Source organism: Microbispora sp. NPDC049125 (assembly GCF_040802045.1).
In the GTDB taxonomy this organism is placed as follows: domain Bacteria; phylum Actinomycetota; class Actinomycetes; order Streptosporangiales; family Streptosporangiaceae; genus Microbispora.
Genome location: NZ_JBEZDW010000006.1, coordinates 266,904 through 280,934 on the forward strand (window position 1 = coordinate 266,904; position 14,031 = coordinate 280,934).

Sequence of the window (14,031 nt, forward strand, 5' to 3'; positions counted from 1 at the left end):
CCATGCTGATCCCGCGCAGGGTCAAGCACCGCAAGCAGCACCGGCCCGACCGTCATGGTGCCGCCAAGGGCGGCACCAGGGTGGTCTTCGGCGAGTTCGGCATTCAGGCGCTTGAGCACTCCTATGTGACCAACCGCCAGATCGAGGCCGCGCGTATCGCCATGACCCGGCACATCCGCCGTGGCGGCAAGGTGTGGATCAACATCTACCCGGACCGTCCCCTTACGAAGAAGCCGGCCGAGACCCGCATGGGTTCCGGTAAGGGCTCTCCGGAGTGGTGGATCGCCAACGTCAAGCCCGGCCGTGTCATGTTCGAGCTGTCCGGCGTCGCCGAGCCCGTGGCCCGTGAGGCCATGCGTCGCGCCATGCACAAGCTCCCGATGAAGTGCCGTTTCGTTAAGCGTGAAGTGGGTGAGGCGTGATGGCTAAGGGTCTGACCGCCGGGGAGCTGCGTGTCGAGGACGCGGACGTCCTCGTTCAGAAGCTGAAGGAGGCGAAGGAGGAGCTGTTCAACCTTCGCTTCCAGTCGGCCACGGGGCAGCTGGAGAGCTACGGGCGGCTCCGCGAGGTTCGCCGCGATATCGCCCGTATCTACACCGTGATGCGCGAGCGGGAGCTCGGCATCGTCACGGTCGAGAAGGAGCCGAGCGATGGCTGAAGCAACTGAGACCACCACCTCCGAGACCACCGAGACGCGGAACTACCGCAAGACCCGCGAGGGCCTGGTCGTCAGCGACAAGATGGACAAGACCGTCGTCGTCGCCGTCGAGGACCGCGTCAAGCACCCCCTGTACGGCAAGGTCATCCGCCGTACGACCAAGTACAAGGCTCACGACGAGCAGAACTCGTGCGGCGTGGGCGACCGGGTCCTGCTGATGGAGACCCGGCCGCTGTCGGCCACCAAGCGGTGGCGGGTCGTCGAGATCCTCGAGAAGGCCAAGTAGGTTCAGCACAGACGCGCCTCGTGGGGGGTGGGAGTCCCCGCCCCCCACGACGGTGTCCAAGGGGCCGCGCCGACCATCGGCCGGTCCGCCAGCGGCGGCGGTCGTACAGCTGTCGCCGAGGGAAAAAGACCACATCGAGTTCGGCCAGGCTCACCGTCACGGTGAGAACCGGCACGACAAACAGGAGTAGACGTGATCCAGCAGGAGTCGCGGCTCAAGGTCGCCGACAACACGGGTGCGAAGGAAGTCCTCTGCATCCGTGTGCTCGGCGGCTCGGGTCGGCGCTACGCGGGAATCGGTGACATCATCGTCGCGACGGTGAAGGACGCCATTCCCGGCGGAGGCGTGAAAAAAGGCGACGTTGTCAAGGCTGTCGTGGTGCGCACCGTGAAGGAGCGCCGCCGCCCCGACGGCTCCTACATCCGCTTCGACGAGAACGCCGCGGTCATCATCAAGGACAGTGGCGACCCGCGCGGCACCCGCATCTTCGGCCCGGTGGGCCGCGAGCTGCGCGACAAGAAGTTCATGCGCATCATCTCGCTCGCGCCGGAGGTGCTGTGATGGGGAAGCTCCACGTGAAGAAGGGTGACCTGGTTCAGGTCATCGCCGGTAAGGACAAGGGTGCCAAGGGCCGTGTCCTCATCGCCATCCCCGACCGGGACCGCGTGGTCGTCGAGGGCGTGAACATGATCAAGAAGCACTCGAAGGTGACCCACCAGGGACCGCGCGGCGCCAAGGAGGGCGGCGTGCAGACTCTGGAGGCTCCCATCCACGTGAGCAACGTCAAGAAGCTCAAGGATGACGAGAAGCCCGCGAAGGCCGACAAGCCCGAGAAGAAGGCCGCCGCGAAGGGCGACGCCGACGCGACGGGTGAGGACAGCTGATGACCGCCACGACTGAGACCGCGCGCGCTCTGCCGCGCCTCAAGCAGCGCTACCGCGAAGAGATCATCGCGAAGCTGCGCGAGGACTTCGGCATCGAGAACATCATGCAGGTGCCCACGCTCACCAAGATCAAGGTGAACATGGGCGTCGGCGAGGCGGCACGCGATTCCAAGCTCATCGAGGGCGCCGTACGCGACCTCACCGCGATCACCGGCCAGAAGCCGGCCGTCGCCCGCGCCCGCAAGTCCATCGCCCAGTTCAAGCTGCGCGAGGGCATGCCGATCGGCGCGCACGTGACGCTGCGCGGCGACCGCATGTGGGAGTTCCTCGACCGCCTGCTGTCCCTCGCGCTTCCGCGCATCCGGGACTTCCGCGGCCTGTCGCCGAAGCAGTTCGACGGCAACGGCAACTACACCTTCGGGCTCACCGAGCAGGTCATGTTCCACGAGGTGGACCAGGACCGGGTGGACCGGCAGCGGGGCATGGACATCACGGTCGTGACGACCGCGACGAACGACGAGCAGGGCCGGGCGCTGCTGAAGCTCCTCGGATTCCCCTTCAAGGAGGCCTGATCATGGCGAAGACGTCGCTGAAGGTCAAGGCAGCGCGCAAGCAGAAGTTCGACGTCAGGGCGTACACTCGGTGTTCGCGCTGCGGCCGTCCCCGCGCTGTCTACCGCAAGTTCGGGCTGTGCCGCGTGTGCTTCCGCGAGATGGCGCACCGCGGCGAGCTGCCCGGCATCACCAAGTCGAGCTGGTAAGCCGCCAGGCTCTCCAGCTCCGACCGAAGACCAATCAACCGGGCGCTGACGCAGCGCCCACGACCACACCGTAGGTCCCCCTCGTGTCGCAGACACGGCAAGCAGGCGGGAAACCGCGGTGAGGAAGGCCACCGGCCATGACGATGACCGACCCGATCGCAGACATGCTGACGCGTCTGCGCAACGCGAACTCGGCCTATCACGACACCGTGAGCATGCCTTACTCCAAGATCAAGGCACACATCGCGGAGATCCTCCAGCAGGAGGGTTACATCCAGGCCTGGAACGTCGAGGACGCCAAGGTCGGCAAGAACCTGGTGGTTGAGCTCAAGTTCGGGCCCAGCCGCGAGCGTTCCATCGCGGGCCTGCGCCGGGTGTCCAAGCCCGGTCTGCGGGTCTACGCGCAGAAGAACAACCTGCCCCGCGTCCTGGGGGGGCTGGGCGTCGCGATCATCTCGACGTCCGGCGGTCTCATGACGGACAAGCAGGCCGGCAAGCGTGGAGTGGGCGGGGAAGTCCTCGCCTACGTCTGGTAACGAGGGGAGGAACCACAGCATGTCGAGAATCGGACGGCTGCCCATCCCCGTACCCACGGGTGTCGAGATCAACATCGACGGCCGGGACGTCCAGGTCAAGGGCCCGAAGGGCACCTTGAGCCACACTGTCGCAGAGCCGATCGAGGTCGCTCGTGAGGATGACGGCACCATCGCCGTCACCCGCCCGAACGACGAGAACCGCAACCGTGCGCTGCACGGCCTGTCGCGCACGCTCATCGCCAACATGGTGTCGGGCGTGACGCAGGGCTACACCAAGACGCTGGAGATCGTCGGCGTCGGTTACCGTGTCGCGGCCAAGGGCCCGACGCAGCTGGAGTTCTCTTTGGGCTTCAGCCACCCGGTGATCGTCGACGCGCCCGAGGGCGTCACCTTCCGTGTCGAGAGGCCGACCCTGTTCCACGTGGACGGCATCGACAAGCAGAAGGTCGGCGAGGTCGCCGCGAACATCAGGAAGTTGCGCAAGCCCGACCCGTACAAGGGCAAGGGCGTGCGTTACCAGGGCGAAGTTGTCCGCCGCAAGGTCGGAAAGGCTGGTAAGTAGGCATGGCTGGCAAGACTGCGTTCGGCAAGCACACGGCTGCCCGCACGGTCTCGCGGGCCCGCCGGCACCGCCGAGTCCGCAAGAACGTCGTCGGCACGGCCGAGCGTCCGCGCTTGGTCGTCAACCGCTCGACGCGGCACCTGTTCGTGCAGATCGTCGACGACACCCAGGGCCACACGCTGGTGAGCGCGTCCACCATGGACGCCTCGCTGCGCACCGCCGAGGGCGACAAGACCGAGAAGGCGAAGAAGGTCGGCGAGCTTCTCGCTCAGCGGGCCAAGACCGCCGGGATCACCGCTGTCGTGTTCGACCGTGGTGGCAACCGCTACGCGGGCCGCCTGGCCGCTCTCGCGGACAGCGCCCGGGAAGGCGGGCTGGAGTTCTGATGGCCCGTCCCATGAGCAATGAGAAGAGGAACCACTGATGGCTGCAGCACCGCGTCGCGGCGCAGGCGGCGGTGGCGAGCGGCGTGACCGTCGTGACGATCGCCGTGGTGGCGCCGCAGACAAGGGCGTCTCGTACATCGAGCGCGTCGTGAAGATCAACCGAGTGGCGAAGGTCGTCAAGGGCGGCCGGCGCTTCAGCTTCACCGCGCTGGTCATCGTCGGCGACGGCAACGGCCTCGTCGGGGTCGGCTACGGCAAGGCCAAGGAGGTGCCCGCGGCGATCGCCAAGGGCGTCGAGGAGGCCAAGAAGCACTTCTTCAAGGTGCCGCGCATCCAGGGCACGATCCCGCACACCGTGCAGGGCGAGGAGGCCGCGGGCGTCGTACTCCTGCGTCCGGCCTCGGCCGGTACGGGTGTCATCGCGGGCGGTCCCGTGCGCGCGGTCCTGGAGTGCGCCGGGATCCACGACGTGCTGTCCAAGTCGCTCGGCTCGGACAACCCGATCAACATCGTGCACGCGACGGTGGCGGCGCTCAAGGGCCTCAGCCGGCCCGAGGAGATCGCCGCCCGCCGGGGCCTGCCGATCGAGGACGTCGCACCCAAGTCGATGCTCAAGGCGCGTGCCGAGGGCCTCGCCGAGGCCGCGGCAGCGGCGAAGGCGGTGAGCTGACGATGGGCCGACTGAAGATCAAGCAGACCCGGTCGAAGATCGGTGGCAAGCAGAACCAGCGTGACACGCTGCGTTCGCTTGGCCTGAAGCGCATCGGCGATGTCGTCGTCAAGGAGGACCGTCCCGAGATCCGCGGGATGGTCGCCACGGTGACGCATCTCGTCGAGGTCGAGGAGGTCGACTAGTCATGACCGACAACGCTCCGCTCAAGCTGCACGACCTCCGTCCCGCCCCCGGCTCCAACCGTCCGAAGATCCGCAAGGGTCGCGGCGAGGGCTCCAAGGGCAAGACGTCCGGTCGCGGCACCAAGGGCACCAAGGCCCGCAACACCGTGATGCCGGGCTTCGAGGGCGGCCAGGTGCCGCTCCAGCGGCGCCTGCCGAAGCTGAAGGGCTTCTCCAACTTCCTGTTCAAGACGACCTACCAGGTCGTCAACCTGGACAGGCTCGGAGAGCTCTTCCCCGAGGGCGGCGAGGTCACGCTCGACGCCCTGGTGGCCAAGGGCGCCGTCCGCAAGAACCAGCCCGTCAAGGTGCTGGGCACCGGTGACATCTCCGTGGCGCTGAACGTGCAGGCGCACGCCTTCTCCGCCTCCGCCAAGGAGAAGATCGCCGCGGCCGGCGGCTCGGTTTCCGAGCTGTAGGCATGATGCTGCACGAGGCGCGGAGGTTCGTTATGAGCCTCCGCGCCCGTAGTGCGTTAGAGTTCGCCTGGCGGCGGGCTCGTCCCGTGGCCGATCTAGCTCGTTGGCAAGAAGACATGTCGATGGACGCCTCCCAAGCCATCGCCCGTTACCGCGTCACAGGCGCGCAGGAGGGACCGTGCTAACCGCGATTACCCGGGCATTCCGGACGCCGGACCTGCGCAATAAGCTGCTCTTCACCTTGGGCATCATCGCGCTGTTCCGGCTCGGCTCGGTGCTTCCCACTCCGGGCGTCAACGCCGCGAACGTCCGCACATGTCTCGACCAGGCCCAGTCCGGCGACGCCGGCAACATCTACGGGATGGTCCAGCTCTTCAGCGGCGGCGCGTTGCTGAAACTTTCAGTCTTCGCGCTCGGAATCATGCCGTACATCACGGCGAGCATCATCCTGCAGCTGCTGACCGTCGTCATTCCCCGTCTGGAGGCCTTGAAGAAGGAAGGCCAGGCGGGCACTTCGAAGATCACGCAGTACACGCGGTATCTCACCATCGGGCTGGCGGTGCTCCAGTCGACGGCTTTCGTGGCGCTGGCCCGCAGCGGCCAGCTCTTCCCGAGCTGCCGTGAGCAGATCCTGCTCAGCCAGGACGTCTTCCCGCTGGTCACCATGGTCATCACGATGACCTCCGGTACGGCCGTGATCATGTGGCTGGGCGAGCTGGTGACCGACCGCGGCGTCGGCAACGGCATGTCGATCCTGATCTTCACCCAGGTCATCGCGATCTTCCCGTCCGAGCTGCTGAACATCTACCGCCTCAGCCCGTTCAAGTTCGTCGTGGTGATGATCGTCGGCATCGTGATGATCGCGGTGGTCGTGTTCATCGAACAGGCGCAGCGACGCGTCCCGGTGCAGTACGCCAAGCGCATGGTGGGCCGGCGGATGTACGGCGGAACGTCGACCTACATCCCGCTCAAGGTCAACCAGGCGGGCATCATCCCGGTCATCTTCGCCTCCTCGCTGCTGTACCTGCCGCAGCTTCTGGTCACGCTGTTCGGCAACAGCCAGAAGCCCAACGCGGTGATCGAGTGGCTGGCGCAGAACATGGTCCGGGGCGATCACCCGATCTACATGCTCACGTTCTTCACGCTGATCATCTTCTTCACGTACTTCTACGTGTCCATCACCTTCAACCCCGTTGAGGTGGCCGACAACATGAAGAAGTACGGTGGGTTCATCCCGGGCATCCGTCCGGGCCGGCCGACCGCCGAGTACCTGAGCTACGTGCTCAATCGGCTCACCGCCGCCGGTGCTCCGTATCTGGGTGTCATCTCGCTCATCCCGATCATCGCGCTGGCGGTGGCCGGAGCGAGCCAGAACTTCCCGTTCGGAGGGACCAGCATTCTGATCATGGTTGGTGTTGGTCTGGACACGGTCAAGCAGATCGAGAGCCAGCTGCAGCAGCGTAACTACGAGGGCTTCCTGAGATAGTGCGCGTCGTCCTGGTCGGGCCCCCCGGAGCGGGCAAGGGGACTCAGGCCCAGTTCATCGCTTCGCACCTGTCGATCCCGAAAATCTCGACAGGCGACATCTTCCGTGCCAACGTCTCCGGGGGCACGGAGCTCGGCAAGCTCGCCAAGGAGTACATGGACCGCGGTGACCTCGTCCCTGACGAGGTCACGGTGGCCATGGTGCGTGACAGGCTCTCGGAGGACGACGCGCAGGAAGGCTTCCTTCTGGACGGCTTCCCGCGCAACGTCCCCCAGGCCGAGGTCCTCAAGAAGATGCTGGCCGAGTTCGGCACGGCGCTCGACGTGGTCCTCAACCTGGTGGTCGAGGACGACGAGGTCGTACGGCGGCTCGCCGGCCGGCGCACCTGCCGCTCCTGCGGCAAGGTGTGGCACGTGCTGTTCGATCCGCCCGCGGTCGACGGAGTCTGCGACGCCTGCGGCGGGGAGCTGTTCCAGCGCGACGACGACCGTGAGGAGACCATCAGGCACCGCCTGGAGGTCTACCAGGAGCAGACGTCGCCGCTCATCGCCTTCTACGCCGACGAGGGGATCCTCCAGGGAGTCGACGCGACGGGTCCCGTCGAGGAGATCACCCAGCGCGCGATGTCGGCCCTGCGCCGATTCGCCGACTGACTCGTTACCAAGGCCGCGAACGCCACTCCGTTCCATGGGGTGGCGTTCAGCCTTGTATGGGACAATTTCGAGAGGGGGTGCGACACGTGTTCAAGAAGAACAGGCACGGAATCCAGATCAAGACCGCCGAGCAGCTCGACAAGATGCGCGCGGCCGGCCTGGTCGTGGCCAGGACTCTGGAGCTGCTCCGGTCCTCCGTGCGGCCCGGGTTGACGCCGCTGGACCTCGACGCCATCGCCGAGGAGGCCATCCGGGGCGAGGGCGCCGTCCCCTCCTTCAAGGGCTACCAGGGCTTCCCCGCCACCATCTGCGCGTCGGTCAACGACGAGGTGGTCCACGGCATCCCCAGCGACCGGCGGACGCTCCGCGAAGGCGACGTCATCTCCCTCGACTGCGGCGCCATCCTCGACGGCTGGCACGGCGACTCGGCGATCACCGTCCCCGTGGGGGAGGTGGACCCCGCGCTGACCGAGCTGATGCGGGTCACCGAGGAGTCCATGTGGCGCGGCATCGCCGCCCTCAAGGTGGGGGGGCACCTGTCCGACATCGGCTTCCAGATCGAGCGTTACGTGCGCTCTCAGGGCCGTTACGGCATCCCTCAGGAGTACGGCGGGCACGGCATCGGCACCGAGATGCACATGGACCCGTGGGTGGCCAACCACGGCCGCCCGGGGCGGGGGCCCCGGTTCGAGCCCGGGATGTGCTTCGCCATCGAGCCGATGGTCAACCTCGGCACCGACCGGACGAAGGTGCTGGCCGACGACTGGACCGTCGTCACCCTGGACGGCAAGGCGTCCGCGCACTTCGAGCACAGCGTCGCGGTGACCGAGGACGGCCCGGTCGTGCTGACCGCCCTCGACGGCGGGCGGGACCGCCTGGAGCGGCTCGCGGCCGAGACGCGGGACGGCGCCCGGGCCCCTGTCGAAGGCTCCTGAAACCGCGCAGCCCCATGCCGCCGGCTGTGGACCATAATGGTCGTATCGCTCGGATACGCAGGAGATGGTGATGGCGGCAGCGCCGGAGATGCGGGCTTCCGACGGCGACCGGGATCGGGTCGCCGCCGGACTGCGTGAGCACATGGCCGAAGGCAGGCTCAGCCTCGACGAGTTCAACGAGCGGCTGGAGCAGGTCTACGAGAGTCGCACGTACGGTGAGCTGGCCAAGCTCACCTCGGACCTGCCGGAGATCGACCTGCACCGGTTGCCCGCGAGCAGCGGGTCACAGCCGGCGCGGCGGCCGGTCGGGGAGGTCAAGGGCGCGGGCAAGAGCGGCAAGCTTCAGGACGCGTGGAAGGCCTGGGCGGCGGCCAGCGCGGTGAACTGGGTGATCTGGCTGATCGTCGGCCTCACCTCCGGGCACTTCGTCTACCCCTGGCCCGTGTGGGTGATGGGCCCGTGGGGCGTGATCCTCGTCCTCAGCACGCTCGGCACGGCCGGCTCGGGCTCGTCCGGCCGCAAGGACTGACACCGGCGAACGTGCATTTTTCCGCATTTCAGATGGCGTCGAGTGTGGATTCCTGCGCAGAACGAAACGGTGATCATCCGTAACTTCAGAGGTGTTCGGAGATGAGCAGCATCATCCGAAAGTCCCCTGGAGGAACAATGAACATCCGTACCGTTCTGGCCGGCACCGCTGTGGCGGGAGCCCTCGCGGCCGGCCTCATGGTCGCCCCCGCCGCCCAGGCCGCGACCCAGACCGCCGCCGCGGCGGGACCGGTCAGGCACTTCTTCGGGAACACGTACTCGGGCTACGACCGTGGCGACGGCGAGAACCGCGGCGACCGTTCGTACTTCGGGCGCGGCTACTGGATCCGCGACGGCGGGCGCTACTGGTTCTACGGCGACCTGTTCGACCGCGACCACGACCGTGAGTACAGCTACGTGTGGTTCCGGTGGCACGACCGCAGCGGCTCGCACCTGGCGTCGTACCGGACCTTCGGTCACCGGGAAGTGAACCACTTCGGCGGCTTCCGCAAGAGCAACGGGTTCAACGACTTCGACATCCGCGTGTGCGAGGGCGGCCCGGCCGAGGACTGCGGCGGCTGGCACGACGTCTTCTAGGAGACGGCTCGCCTGCTTCGAGAAGACGGCTCATCTGTGCGGGGTGCACACTGGGGCCCGCCCCTTCCGGGGGCGGGCCCCTTCGCCGTTCCGCCGTGATGGTGCGCCGCACGTGTGATCCCGGGGTAGGCTTTGATCTGGTTGTGTCGGGACCCCATGGCTTCGTTTCGCAATTCGGGCCGGGTTGCCGTACACTCCTTTGTCGGTTCACTATGACCTTTTGCGCGTAGACGGCCTGGCTGGTCGTCGCTCTCTGGAAGCGCCCGAAGGTCGCGGCTGCAGTGTTCCGAAACCTCTGACGAACCGATCAGCGAAACGCGAGGGCCATGGCCAAGAAAGACGGCGCCATCGAGATTGAGGGCACTGTGGTTGAGTCGCTCCCGAACGCGATGTTCCGGGTGCAGCTCGACAACGGCCATAAGGTCCTGGCCCATATCAGCGGGCGGATGCGGATGCACTACATCCGGATCCTCCCGGACGACCGGGTCGTCGTGGAACTGAGCCCCTACGACCTGAGTCGCGGGCGGATCGTCTATCGGTACAAGTAGGTCCCCCTCCACAGCGGGGGCGGGCCGTACGCGGAACGAATAAGGACTATGAAGGTCAAGCCGAGCGTCAAGAAGATCTGCGACAAGTGCAAGGTGATCCGCCGGCACGGTCGCGTCATGGTGATCTGCGACAACCTGCGCCACAAGCAGCGCCAGGGCTGATGTCGCACGGCCCCACGGGGAGCCCGTCCCAGCGGCGGGCTCGGCACCTGTAGGGCCGCCGGTTCGCGACGCCGGGCGGTTCGACCGCCGGGCGCGCGGAGCCGGAACAAACAAGGCGTGTCTCGCACTCGCGCAGGCGGCTTCCTCCGTGGAAGCCGTACCACGCGGGAGACCCCCGGTCGGAGGCCGGGGCCCTCACCCCGGGCATGGGGAGGGGAAGCGAGGCGCAAGACCTCCGCCACACCGAAGGAGAATGCCCGACCATGGCACGCCTGGTTGGCGTCGACCTCCCCCGCGACAAGCGGCTGGAGATCGCTCTCACCTACATTTTCGGAATCGGCCGCACCCGCGCTCAGGAGATCCTCGAGGCGACGGGCATCAGCCCCGATCTGCGCGTCCACCAGCTCTCGGACGCCGAGCTCGTCCCGATGCGTGACTACATCGAGGCGAACTACAAGATCGAGGGTGACCTGCGCCGCGAGGTTCAGGCCGACATCCGGCGCAAGATCGAGATCGGCTGTTACCAGGGCATCCGGCACCGCAAGGGCCTGCCTGTCCACGGTCAGCGGACGCAGACGAACGCGCGCACCCGCAAGGGCAAGAAGAAGACCGTGGCCGGCAAGAAGAAGCCGGGCAAGAAGTAGTCCTAAGCAGCCCACTCCAGGAGATAGCGCTTAAATGCCGCCGAAGAGCCGCCAGGGCGCACCGAAGAAGGTGCGTCGCAAGGAGAAGAAGAACGTCGCTCATGGGCACGCCCACATCAAGAGCACGTTCAACAACACGATCGTTTCGATCACCGACCCCAACGGGAACGTGATCTCCTGGGCCAGCGCCGGCCACGTCGGGTTCAAGGGCTCCCGCAAGAGCACCCCCTTCGCCGCGCAGATGGCTGCGGAGAACGCCGCTCGCCGGGCCATGGAGCACGGCATGCGCAAGGTCGACGTCTTCGTGAAGGGCCCCGGCTCCGGCCGGGAGACCGCGATCCGGTCGCTGCAGGCGACCGGCCTCGAGGTCGGGTCCATCCAGGACGTGACCCCGGTCCCGCACAACGGCTGCCGTCCGCCCAAGCGCCGCCGCGTCTGAGCTCAGGAGAGATAGAAGGAAATGGCTCGTTACACGGGTCCGGACTGCAAGCTCTGCCGCCGGGAGAAGACCAAGCTCTTCCTCAAGGGCAAGAAGTGCGAGTCCGCCAAGTGCCCCATCGAAATCCGTCCGTACCCGCCGGGTGAGCACGGCCGCGGCCGTCCCAAGGAGTCTGAGTACCAGCTCCAGCTTCGTGAGAAGCAGAAGACCCGCCGGATCTACGGCGTCCTCGAGAAGCAGTTCCACAACTACTACGAGGAAGCCAACCGCAAGACCGGCAAGACCGGCGAGAACCTCCTCCAGATCCTGGAGAGCCGTCTCGACAACGTGGTCTACCGCGCCGGTTTCGCCGAGTCGCGTGACGCGGCCCGCCAGCAGGTGCGCCACGGCCACATCCTGGTGAACGGCAAGAAGGTCGACATCCCGTCGTACCGCGTACGCGAGCACGACATCATCGAGGTCCGCGAGAAGTCGCGCAACCTTCTGCCGTACGAGGTGGCCCGCGCCACCGCCGGCGACAAGACCGTCCCGGCGTGGCTGGGCGTGTCGGCCGACAGCATGCGCATCCTCGTGCACCAGCTCCCGGTCCGCCAGCAGATCGACACGCTGGTCCAGGAGCAGCTCATCGTCGAGCTCTACTCCAAGTAGCAGAGCCCGATTCAAGACCTGTGAGGCCGTACGGCCCGGCACACGCCGGCCGTACGGCATCATGGTGTGTAGGCGAGCGGCGTCAAATAGCGGGCGTCGCCGAACCGAGGGCCGGCCCTCCTTGAGAGCGACAGGACGGCCGTCCCGGATTCAGGAGTAATCCATGCTGATCGCACAGCGCCCGAGCCTCCAGGAGGAGTCGCTCGAGGAGCACCGGTCCAGGTTCATCATCGAGCCGCTGGAGCCGGGCTTCGGCTACACCATCGGAAACTCGGTGCGGCGCACGCTGCTGTCCTCCATCCCGGGGGCGGCGGTCACCAGCATCCGCATCGAGGGCGTGCTGCACGAGTTCTCGACCGTGCCCGGGGTCAAGGAAGACGTCACCGACATCATCCTCAACCTCAAGTCGCTGGTCGTCTCGTCCGAGCACGACGAGCCCGTCGTGATGTACCTGCGCAAGCAGGGCCCCGGTGAGGTCACCGCCGCCGACATCGCGCCGCCGGCCGGTGTCGAGGTGCACAACCCGGACCTGCACGTCGCCACGCTGAACGGCAAGGCGAAGCTGGAGATGGAGCTGACCGTCGAGCGCGGGCGCGGCTACGTCTCCGCCGCGCAGAACAAGCAGCCGGGTCAGGAGATCGGCCGGATTCCGATCGACTCGATCTACTCTCCGGTCCTCAAGGTCACCTACAAGGTCGAGGCGACCCGTGTCGAGCAGCGCACGGACTTCGACCGGCTGATCCTGGACGTCGAGACCAAGCCGTCCATGAAGCCCCGCGACGCGGTGGCCTCGGCCGGCAAGACCCTGGTCGAGCTGTTCGGCCTCGCCAGGGAGCTCAACGTCGAGGCCGAGGGCATCGACATCGGCCCGTCGCCGACGGACGCGGCGCTCGCCGCCGACCTGGCGCTGCCGATCGAGGAGCTCAACCTCACCGTCCGCTCGTACAACTGCCTCAAGCGCGAGGGCATCCACACCGTGGGTGAGCTCGTCGCCCGCAGCGAGCAGGACCTGCTCGACATCAGGAACTTCGGCGCCAAGTCGATCGAAGAGGTCAAGCAGAAGCTGCACGAGATGGGCCTCGCTCTCAAGGACTCCCCGCCCGGATTCGACCCCACCGCGGTCGCCGGCGGAGGGTACGACGACGAGGACGGCGGCTTCATCGAGACCGAGCAGTACTGAGCCGAACCCTGCGGCGCCGGGCCCTTGCCCGGCGCCACAGGTCGTTTCCGGCGGCTCACGGTGATCCGTTGAGCCGGCGGGGGCGGCGATGACAAGTCACGACCGGTACGCCGGTCGGCCCGACCCCGGTACCTGACACGGCCGGGGCGGGTTACCCATGAGGAGCATGAAATGCCCAAGCCCACCAAGGGCACCCGCCTCGGCGGCAGCCCGGCCCACGAGCGGCTGATCCTTTCGAACCTCGCGACCGCGCTCTTCCAGAACGGCCGGATCCGCACCACCGAGGCCAAGGCGAAGCGGCTCCGCCCGCTGGCCGAGAAGCTGATCACCAAGGCGAAGAAGGGCGACATCCACAACCGTCGCCAGGTGCTGACCGTCGTCCGCGACAAGAGCGTCGTCCACCACCTGTTCACGGAGATCGCGCCGACGTTCGCCGAGCGTCCCGGTGGCTACACCCGGATCACGAAGCTGGGCCCGCGCAAGGGCGACGCCGCTCCCATGGCGCTCATCGAGCTGGTGACCGAGCAGCTCAACCCCGTTCGCGTCTCCCGTACGGCGCAGCCGGCTCCGGCCGCCGCTCCGGCCGCTCCGGCGGAGGAGACCACCGAGGAGACCACGGTCGAGGCCGACGAGTCCGCCGAGGTCGTGGAGGCCCCCGAGGCCGAGACCACCGAGGCTGAGACCGCCGAGGCCGGCCAGCCGGCGGAGGGCGACAAGAAGGACGAGGCCTGATCCCCACGAGGATCTCAGGCTCGGCGAGCGGGTCCAGTTTCCCTTCCGGGGATCTGGGCCCGCTCTTCGTTTGCGCGCGGCGGGCCGGTCGTCG

At 67.1% G+C, this 14,031-nt stretch carries 25 protein-coding genes; all 25 read left to right on the forward strand.

Annotated elements, in window-relative coordinates; translation table 11 throughout:
• Nucleotides 1-2 precede the first annotated feature (2 nt).
• The gene (rplP, locus tag AB0B72_RS10420; protein WP_367738316.1) at nucleotides 3-422 is read left to right on the forward strand and encodes a 50S ribosomal protein L16; all 420 of its coding nucleotides are present in this window, start codon (nucleotides 3-5) and stop codon (nucleotides 420-422) included.
• Nucleotides 422-658, forward strand: a complete 237-nt coding sequence (gene rpmC / locus AB0B72_RS10425; RefSeq protein ID WP_367738317.1) for a 50S ribosomal protein L29 — start codon at nucleotides 422-424, stop codon at nucleotides 656-658. The genes rplP and rpmC overlap by 1 nt, the downstream gene beginning before the upstream one ends.
• A complete protein-coding gene (gene rpsQ / locus AB0B72_RS10430) occupies nucleotides 651-944 on the forward strand; it encodes a 30S ribosomal protein S17 (RefSeq protein WP_367738318.1) in 294 nt (97 codons plus the stop codon). Before rpmC ends, rpsQ begins: the two co-directional genes overlap by 8 nt.
• 192 nt (nucleotides 945-1,136) lie before the next feature.
• Nucleotides 1,137-1,505, forward strand: coding sequence for a 50S ribosomal protein L14 (gene rplN / locus AB0B72_RS10435; protein WP_367738319.1), 369 nt, complete (start codon nucleotides 1,137-1,139; stop codon nucleotides 1,503-1,505).
• The gene (rplX, locus tag AB0B72_RS10440) at nucleotides 1,505-1,828 is read left to right on the forward strand and encodes a 50S ribosomal protein L24 (RefSeq protein ID WP_367738320.1); all 324 of its coding nucleotides are present in this window, start codon (nucleotides 1,505-1,507) and stop codon (nucleotides 1,826-1,828) included. Before rplN ends, rplX begins: the two co-directional genes overlap by 1 nt.
• Nucleotides 1,828-2,400 (forward strand): 50S ribosomal protein L5, encoded by a 573-nt coding sequence (gene rplE, locus AB0B72_RS10445; RefSeq protein WP_367738321.1) that lies wholly within the window; start codon nucleotides 1,828-1,830, stop codon nucleotides 2,398-2,400. The genes rplX and rplE overlap by 1 nt, the downstream gene beginning before the upstream one ends.
• A 2-nt stretch (nucleotides 2,401-2,402) precedes the next feature.
• Nucleotides 2,403-2,588, forward strand: coding sequence for a type Z 30S ribosomal protein S14 (locus AB0B72_RS10450; protein WP_066368977.1), 186 nt, complete (start codon nucleotides 2,403-2,405; stop codon nucleotides 2,586-2,588).
• A 137-nt stretch (nucleotides 2,589-2,725) separates the two neighbouring features.
• On the forward strand, nucleotides 2,726-3,124 hold the full coding sequence (rpsH, locus tag AB0B72_RS10455; protein WP_367738322.1) for a 30S ribosomal protein S8: 399 nt from the start codon (nucleotides 2,726-2,728) through the stop codon (nucleotides 3,122-3,124).
• A gap of 19 nt (nucleotides 3,125-3,143) precedes the next feature.
• Complete coding sequence (gene rplF / locus AB0B72_RS10460) at nucleotides 3,144-3,686, forward strand: 50S ribosomal protein L6 (protein ID WP_367738323.1); 543 nt, start codon at nucleotides 3,144-3,146, stop codon at nucleotides 3,684-3,686.
• A gap of 2 nt (nucleotides 3,687-3,688) precedes the next feature.
• Nucleotides 3,689-4,072 (forward strand): 50S ribosomal protein L18, encoded by a 384-nt coding sequence (gene rplR, locus AB0B72_RS10465; protein WP_367738324.1) that lies wholly within the window; start codon nucleotides 3,689-3,691, stop codon nucleotides 4,070-4,072.
• 37 nt (nucleotides 4,073-4,109) lie between these two features.
• Nucleotides 4,110-4,742, forward strand: coding sequence for a 30S ribosomal protein S5 (rpsE, locus tag AB0B72_RS10470; RefSeq protein ID WP_367738325.1), 633 nt, complete (start codon nucleotides 4,110-4,112; stop codon nucleotides 4,740-4,742).
• A 2-nt stretch (nucleotides 4,743-4,744) separates the two neighbouring features.
• Nucleotides 4,745-4,927, forward strand: coding sequence for a 50S ribosomal protein L30 (gene rpmD, locus AB0B72_RS10475; protein WP_367738326.1), 183 nt, complete (start codon nucleotides 4,745-4,747; stop codon nucleotides 4,925-4,927).
• A 2-nt stretch (nucleotides 4,928-4,929) separates the two neighbouring features.
• Nucleotides 4,930-5,385, forward strand: a complete 456-nt coding sequence (gene rplO / locus AB0B72_RS10480; protein ID WP_367738327.1) for a 50S ribosomal protein L15 — start codon at nucleotides 4,930-4,932, stop codon at nucleotides 5,383-5,385.
• Nucleotides 5,386-5,563: 178 nt separating this feature from the next.
• Nucleotides 5,564-6,871 (forward strand): preprotein translocase subunit SecY, encoded by a 1,308-nt coding sequence (gene secY / locus AB0B72_RS10485; protein WP_367738328.1) that lies wholly within the window; start codon nucleotides 5,564-5,566, stop codon nucleotides 6,869-6,871.
• Complete coding sequence (locus tag AB0B72_RS10490; protein ID WP_367738329.1) at nucleotides 6,871-7,524, forward strand: adenylate kinase; 654 nt, start codon at nucleotides 6,871-6,873, stop codon at nucleotides 7,522-7,524. Before secY ends, AB0B72_RS10490 begins: the two co-directional genes overlap by 1 nt.
• A gap of 86 nt (nucleotides 7,525-7,610) precedes the next feature.
• Complete coding sequence (gene map / locus AB0B72_RS10495; protein WP_367738330.1) at nucleotides 7,611-8,459, forward strand: type I methionyl aminopeptidase; 849 nt, start codon at nucleotides 7,611-7,613, stop codon at nucleotides 8,457-8,459.
• A gap of 70 nt (nucleotides 8,460-8,529) precedes the next feature.
• On the forward strand, nucleotides 8,530-8,988 hold the full coding sequence (locus AB0B72_RS10500) for a DUF1707 domain-containing protein (protein ID WP_367738331.1): 459 nt from the start codon (nucleotides 8,530-8,532) through the stop codon (nucleotides 8,986-8,988).
• A 137-nt stretch (nucleotides 8,989-9,125) separates the two neighbouring features.
• The gene (locus AB0B72_RS10505; RefSeq protein ID WP_367738332.1) at nucleotides 9,126-9,584 is read left to right on the forward strand and encodes a hypothetical protein; all 459 of its coding nucleotides are present in this window, start codon (nucleotides 9,126-9,128) and stop codon (nucleotides 9,582-9,584) included.
• A 326-nt stretch (nucleotides 9,585-9,910) separates the two neighbouring features.
• Complete coding sequence (gene infA / locus AB0B72_RS10510; protein ID WP_012887858.1) at nucleotides 9,911-10,132, forward strand: translation initiation factor IF-1; 222 nt, start codon at nucleotides 9,911-9,913, stop codon at nucleotides 10,130-10,132.
• A 48-nt stretch (nucleotides 10,133-10,180) separates the two neighbouring features.
• Nucleotides 10,181-10,294 carry a 50S ribosomal protein L36 gene (rpmJ, locus tag AB0B72_RS10515; protein ID WP_003956441.1) on the forward strand — a complete coding sequence of 38 codons (114 nt, stop codon included), beginning with the start codon at nucleotides 10,181-10,183 and terminating at the stop codon, nucleotides 10,292-10,294.
• Nucleotides 10,295-10,557: 263 nt separating this feature from the next.
• Nucleotides 10,558-10,938: a 30S ribosomal protein S13 gene (gene rpsM, locus AB0B72_RS10520; RefSeq protein ID WP_367738333.1), complete on the forward strand. Its 381-nt coding sequence runs from the start codon at nucleotides 10,558-10,560 to the stop codon at nucleotides 10,936-10,938.
• A gap of 34 nt (nucleotides 10,939-10,972) precedes the next feature.
• Nucleotides 10,973-11,377 (forward strand): 30S ribosomal protein S11, encoded by a 405-nt coding sequence (gene rpsK / locus AB0B72_RS10525; protein ID WP_020542285.1) that lies wholly within the window; start codon nucleotides 10,973-10,975, stop codon nucleotides 11,375-11,377.
• 21 nt (nucleotides 11,378-11,398) lie between these two features.
• Nucleotides 11,399-12,025 (forward strand): 30S ribosomal protein S4, encoded by a 627-nt coding sequence (gene rpsD, locus AB0B72_RS10530; protein WP_367738334.1) that lies wholly within the window; start codon nucleotides 11,399-11,401, stop codon nucleotides 12,023-12,025.
• A 163-nt stretch (nucleotides 12,026-12,188) separates the two neighbouring features.
• A complete protein-coding gene (locus AB0B72_RS10535) occupies nucleotides 12,189-13,205 on the forward strand; it encodes a DNA-directed RNA polymerase subunit alpha (protein WP_367738335.1) in 1,017 nt (338 codons plus the stop codon).
• Between the two features lie 171 nt (nucleotides 13,206-13,376).
• Complete coding sequence (gene rplQ / locus AB0B72_RS10540) at nucleotides 13,377-13,937, forward strand: 50S ribosomal protein L17 (RefSeq protein ID WP_367738336.1); 561 nt, start codon at nucleotides 13,377-13,379, stop codon at nucleotides 13,935-13,937.
• Nucleotides 13,938-14,031: the final 94 nt, after the last annotated feature.

Excerpts from the sequence above, each read along its gene's own strand:
- rplP (WP_367738316.1), top strand. The coding sequence starts at position 3 with ATGCTGATCCCGCGCAGGGTCAAGCACCGCAAGCAGCACCGGCCCGAC.
- rpmC (WP_367738317.1), top strand. The coding sequence starts at position 422 with ATGGCTAAGGGTCTGACCGCCGGGGAGCTGCGTGTCGAGGACGCGGAC.
- rpsQ (WP_367738318.1), top strand. The coding sequence starts at position 651 with ATGGCTGAAGCAACTGAGACCACCACCTCCGAGACCACCGAGACGCGG.
- rplX (WP_367738320.1), top strand. The coding sequence starts at position 1,505 with ATGGGGAAGCTCCACGTGAAGAAGGGTGACCTGGTTCAGGTCATCGCC.
- rplE (WP_367738321.1), top strand. The coding sequence starts at position 1,828 with ATGACCGCCACGACTGAGACCGCGCGCGCTCTGCCGCGCCTCAAGCAG.
- AB0B72_RS10450 (WP_066368977.1), top strand. The coding sequence starts at position 2,403 with ATGGCGAAGACGTCGCTGAAGGTCAAGGCAGCGCGCAAGCAGAAGTTC.
- rpsH (WP_367738322.1), top strand. The coding sequence starts at position 2,726 with ATGACGATGACCGACCCGATCGCAGACATGCTGACGCGTCTGCGCAAC.
- rplF (WP_367738323.1), top strand. The coding sequence starts at position 3,144 with ATGTCGAGAATCGGACGGCTGCCCATCCCCGTACCCACGGGTGTCGAG.
- rplR (WP_367738324.1), top strand. The coding sequence starts at position 3,689 with ATGGCTGGCAAGACTGCGTTCGGCAAGCACACGGCTGCCCGCACGGTC.
- rpsE (WP_367738325.1), top strand. The coding sequence starts at position 4,110 with ATGGCTGCAGCACCGCGTCGCGGCGCAGGCGGCGGTGGCGAGCGGCGT.
- rpmD (WP_367738326.1), top strand. The coding sequence starts at position 4,745 with ATGGGCCGACTGAAGATCAAGCAGACCCGGTCGAAGATCGGTGGCAAG.
- rplO (WP_367738327.1), top strand. The coding sequence starts at position 4,930 with ATGACCGACAACGCTCCGCTCAAGCTGCACGACCTCCGTCCCGCCCCC.
- AB0B72_RS10500 (WP_367738331.1), top strand. The coding sequence starts at position 8,530 with ATGGCGGCAGCGCCGGAGATGCGGGCTTCCGACGGCGACCGGGATCGG.
- AB0B72_RS10505 (WP_367738332.1), top strand. The coding sequence starts at position 9,126 with ATGAACATCCGTACCGTTCTGGCCGGCACCGCTGTGGCGGGAGCCCTC.
- infA (WP_012887858.1), top strand. The coding sequence starts at position 9,911 with ATGGCCAAGAAAGACGGCGCCATCGAGATTGAGGGCACTGTGGTTGAG.
- rpmJ (WP_003956441.1), top strand. The coding sequence starts at position 10,181 with ATGAAGGTCAAGCCGAGCGTCAAGAAGATCTGCGACAAGTGCAAGGTG.
- rpsM (WP_367738333.1), top strand. The coding sequence starts at position 10,558 with ATGGCACGCCTGGTTGGCGTCGACCTCCCCCGCGACAAGCGGCTGGAG.
- rpsK (WP_020542285.1), top strand. The coding sequence starts at position 10,973 with ATGCCGCCGAAGAGCCGCCAGGGCGCACCGAAGAAGGTGCGTCGCAAG.
- rpsD (WP_367738334.1), top strand. The coding sequence starts at position 11,399 with ATGGCTCGTTACACGGGTCCGGACTGCAAGCTCTGCCGCCGGGAGAAG.
- AB0B72_RS10535 (WP_367738335.1), top strand. The coding sequence starts at position 12,189 with ATGCTGATCGCACAGCGCCCGAGCCTCCAGGAGGAGTCGCTCGAGGAG.
- rplQ (WP_367738336.1), top strand. The coding sequence starts at position 13,377 with ATGCCCAAGCCCACCAAGGGCACCCGCCTCGGCGGCAGCCCGGCCCAC.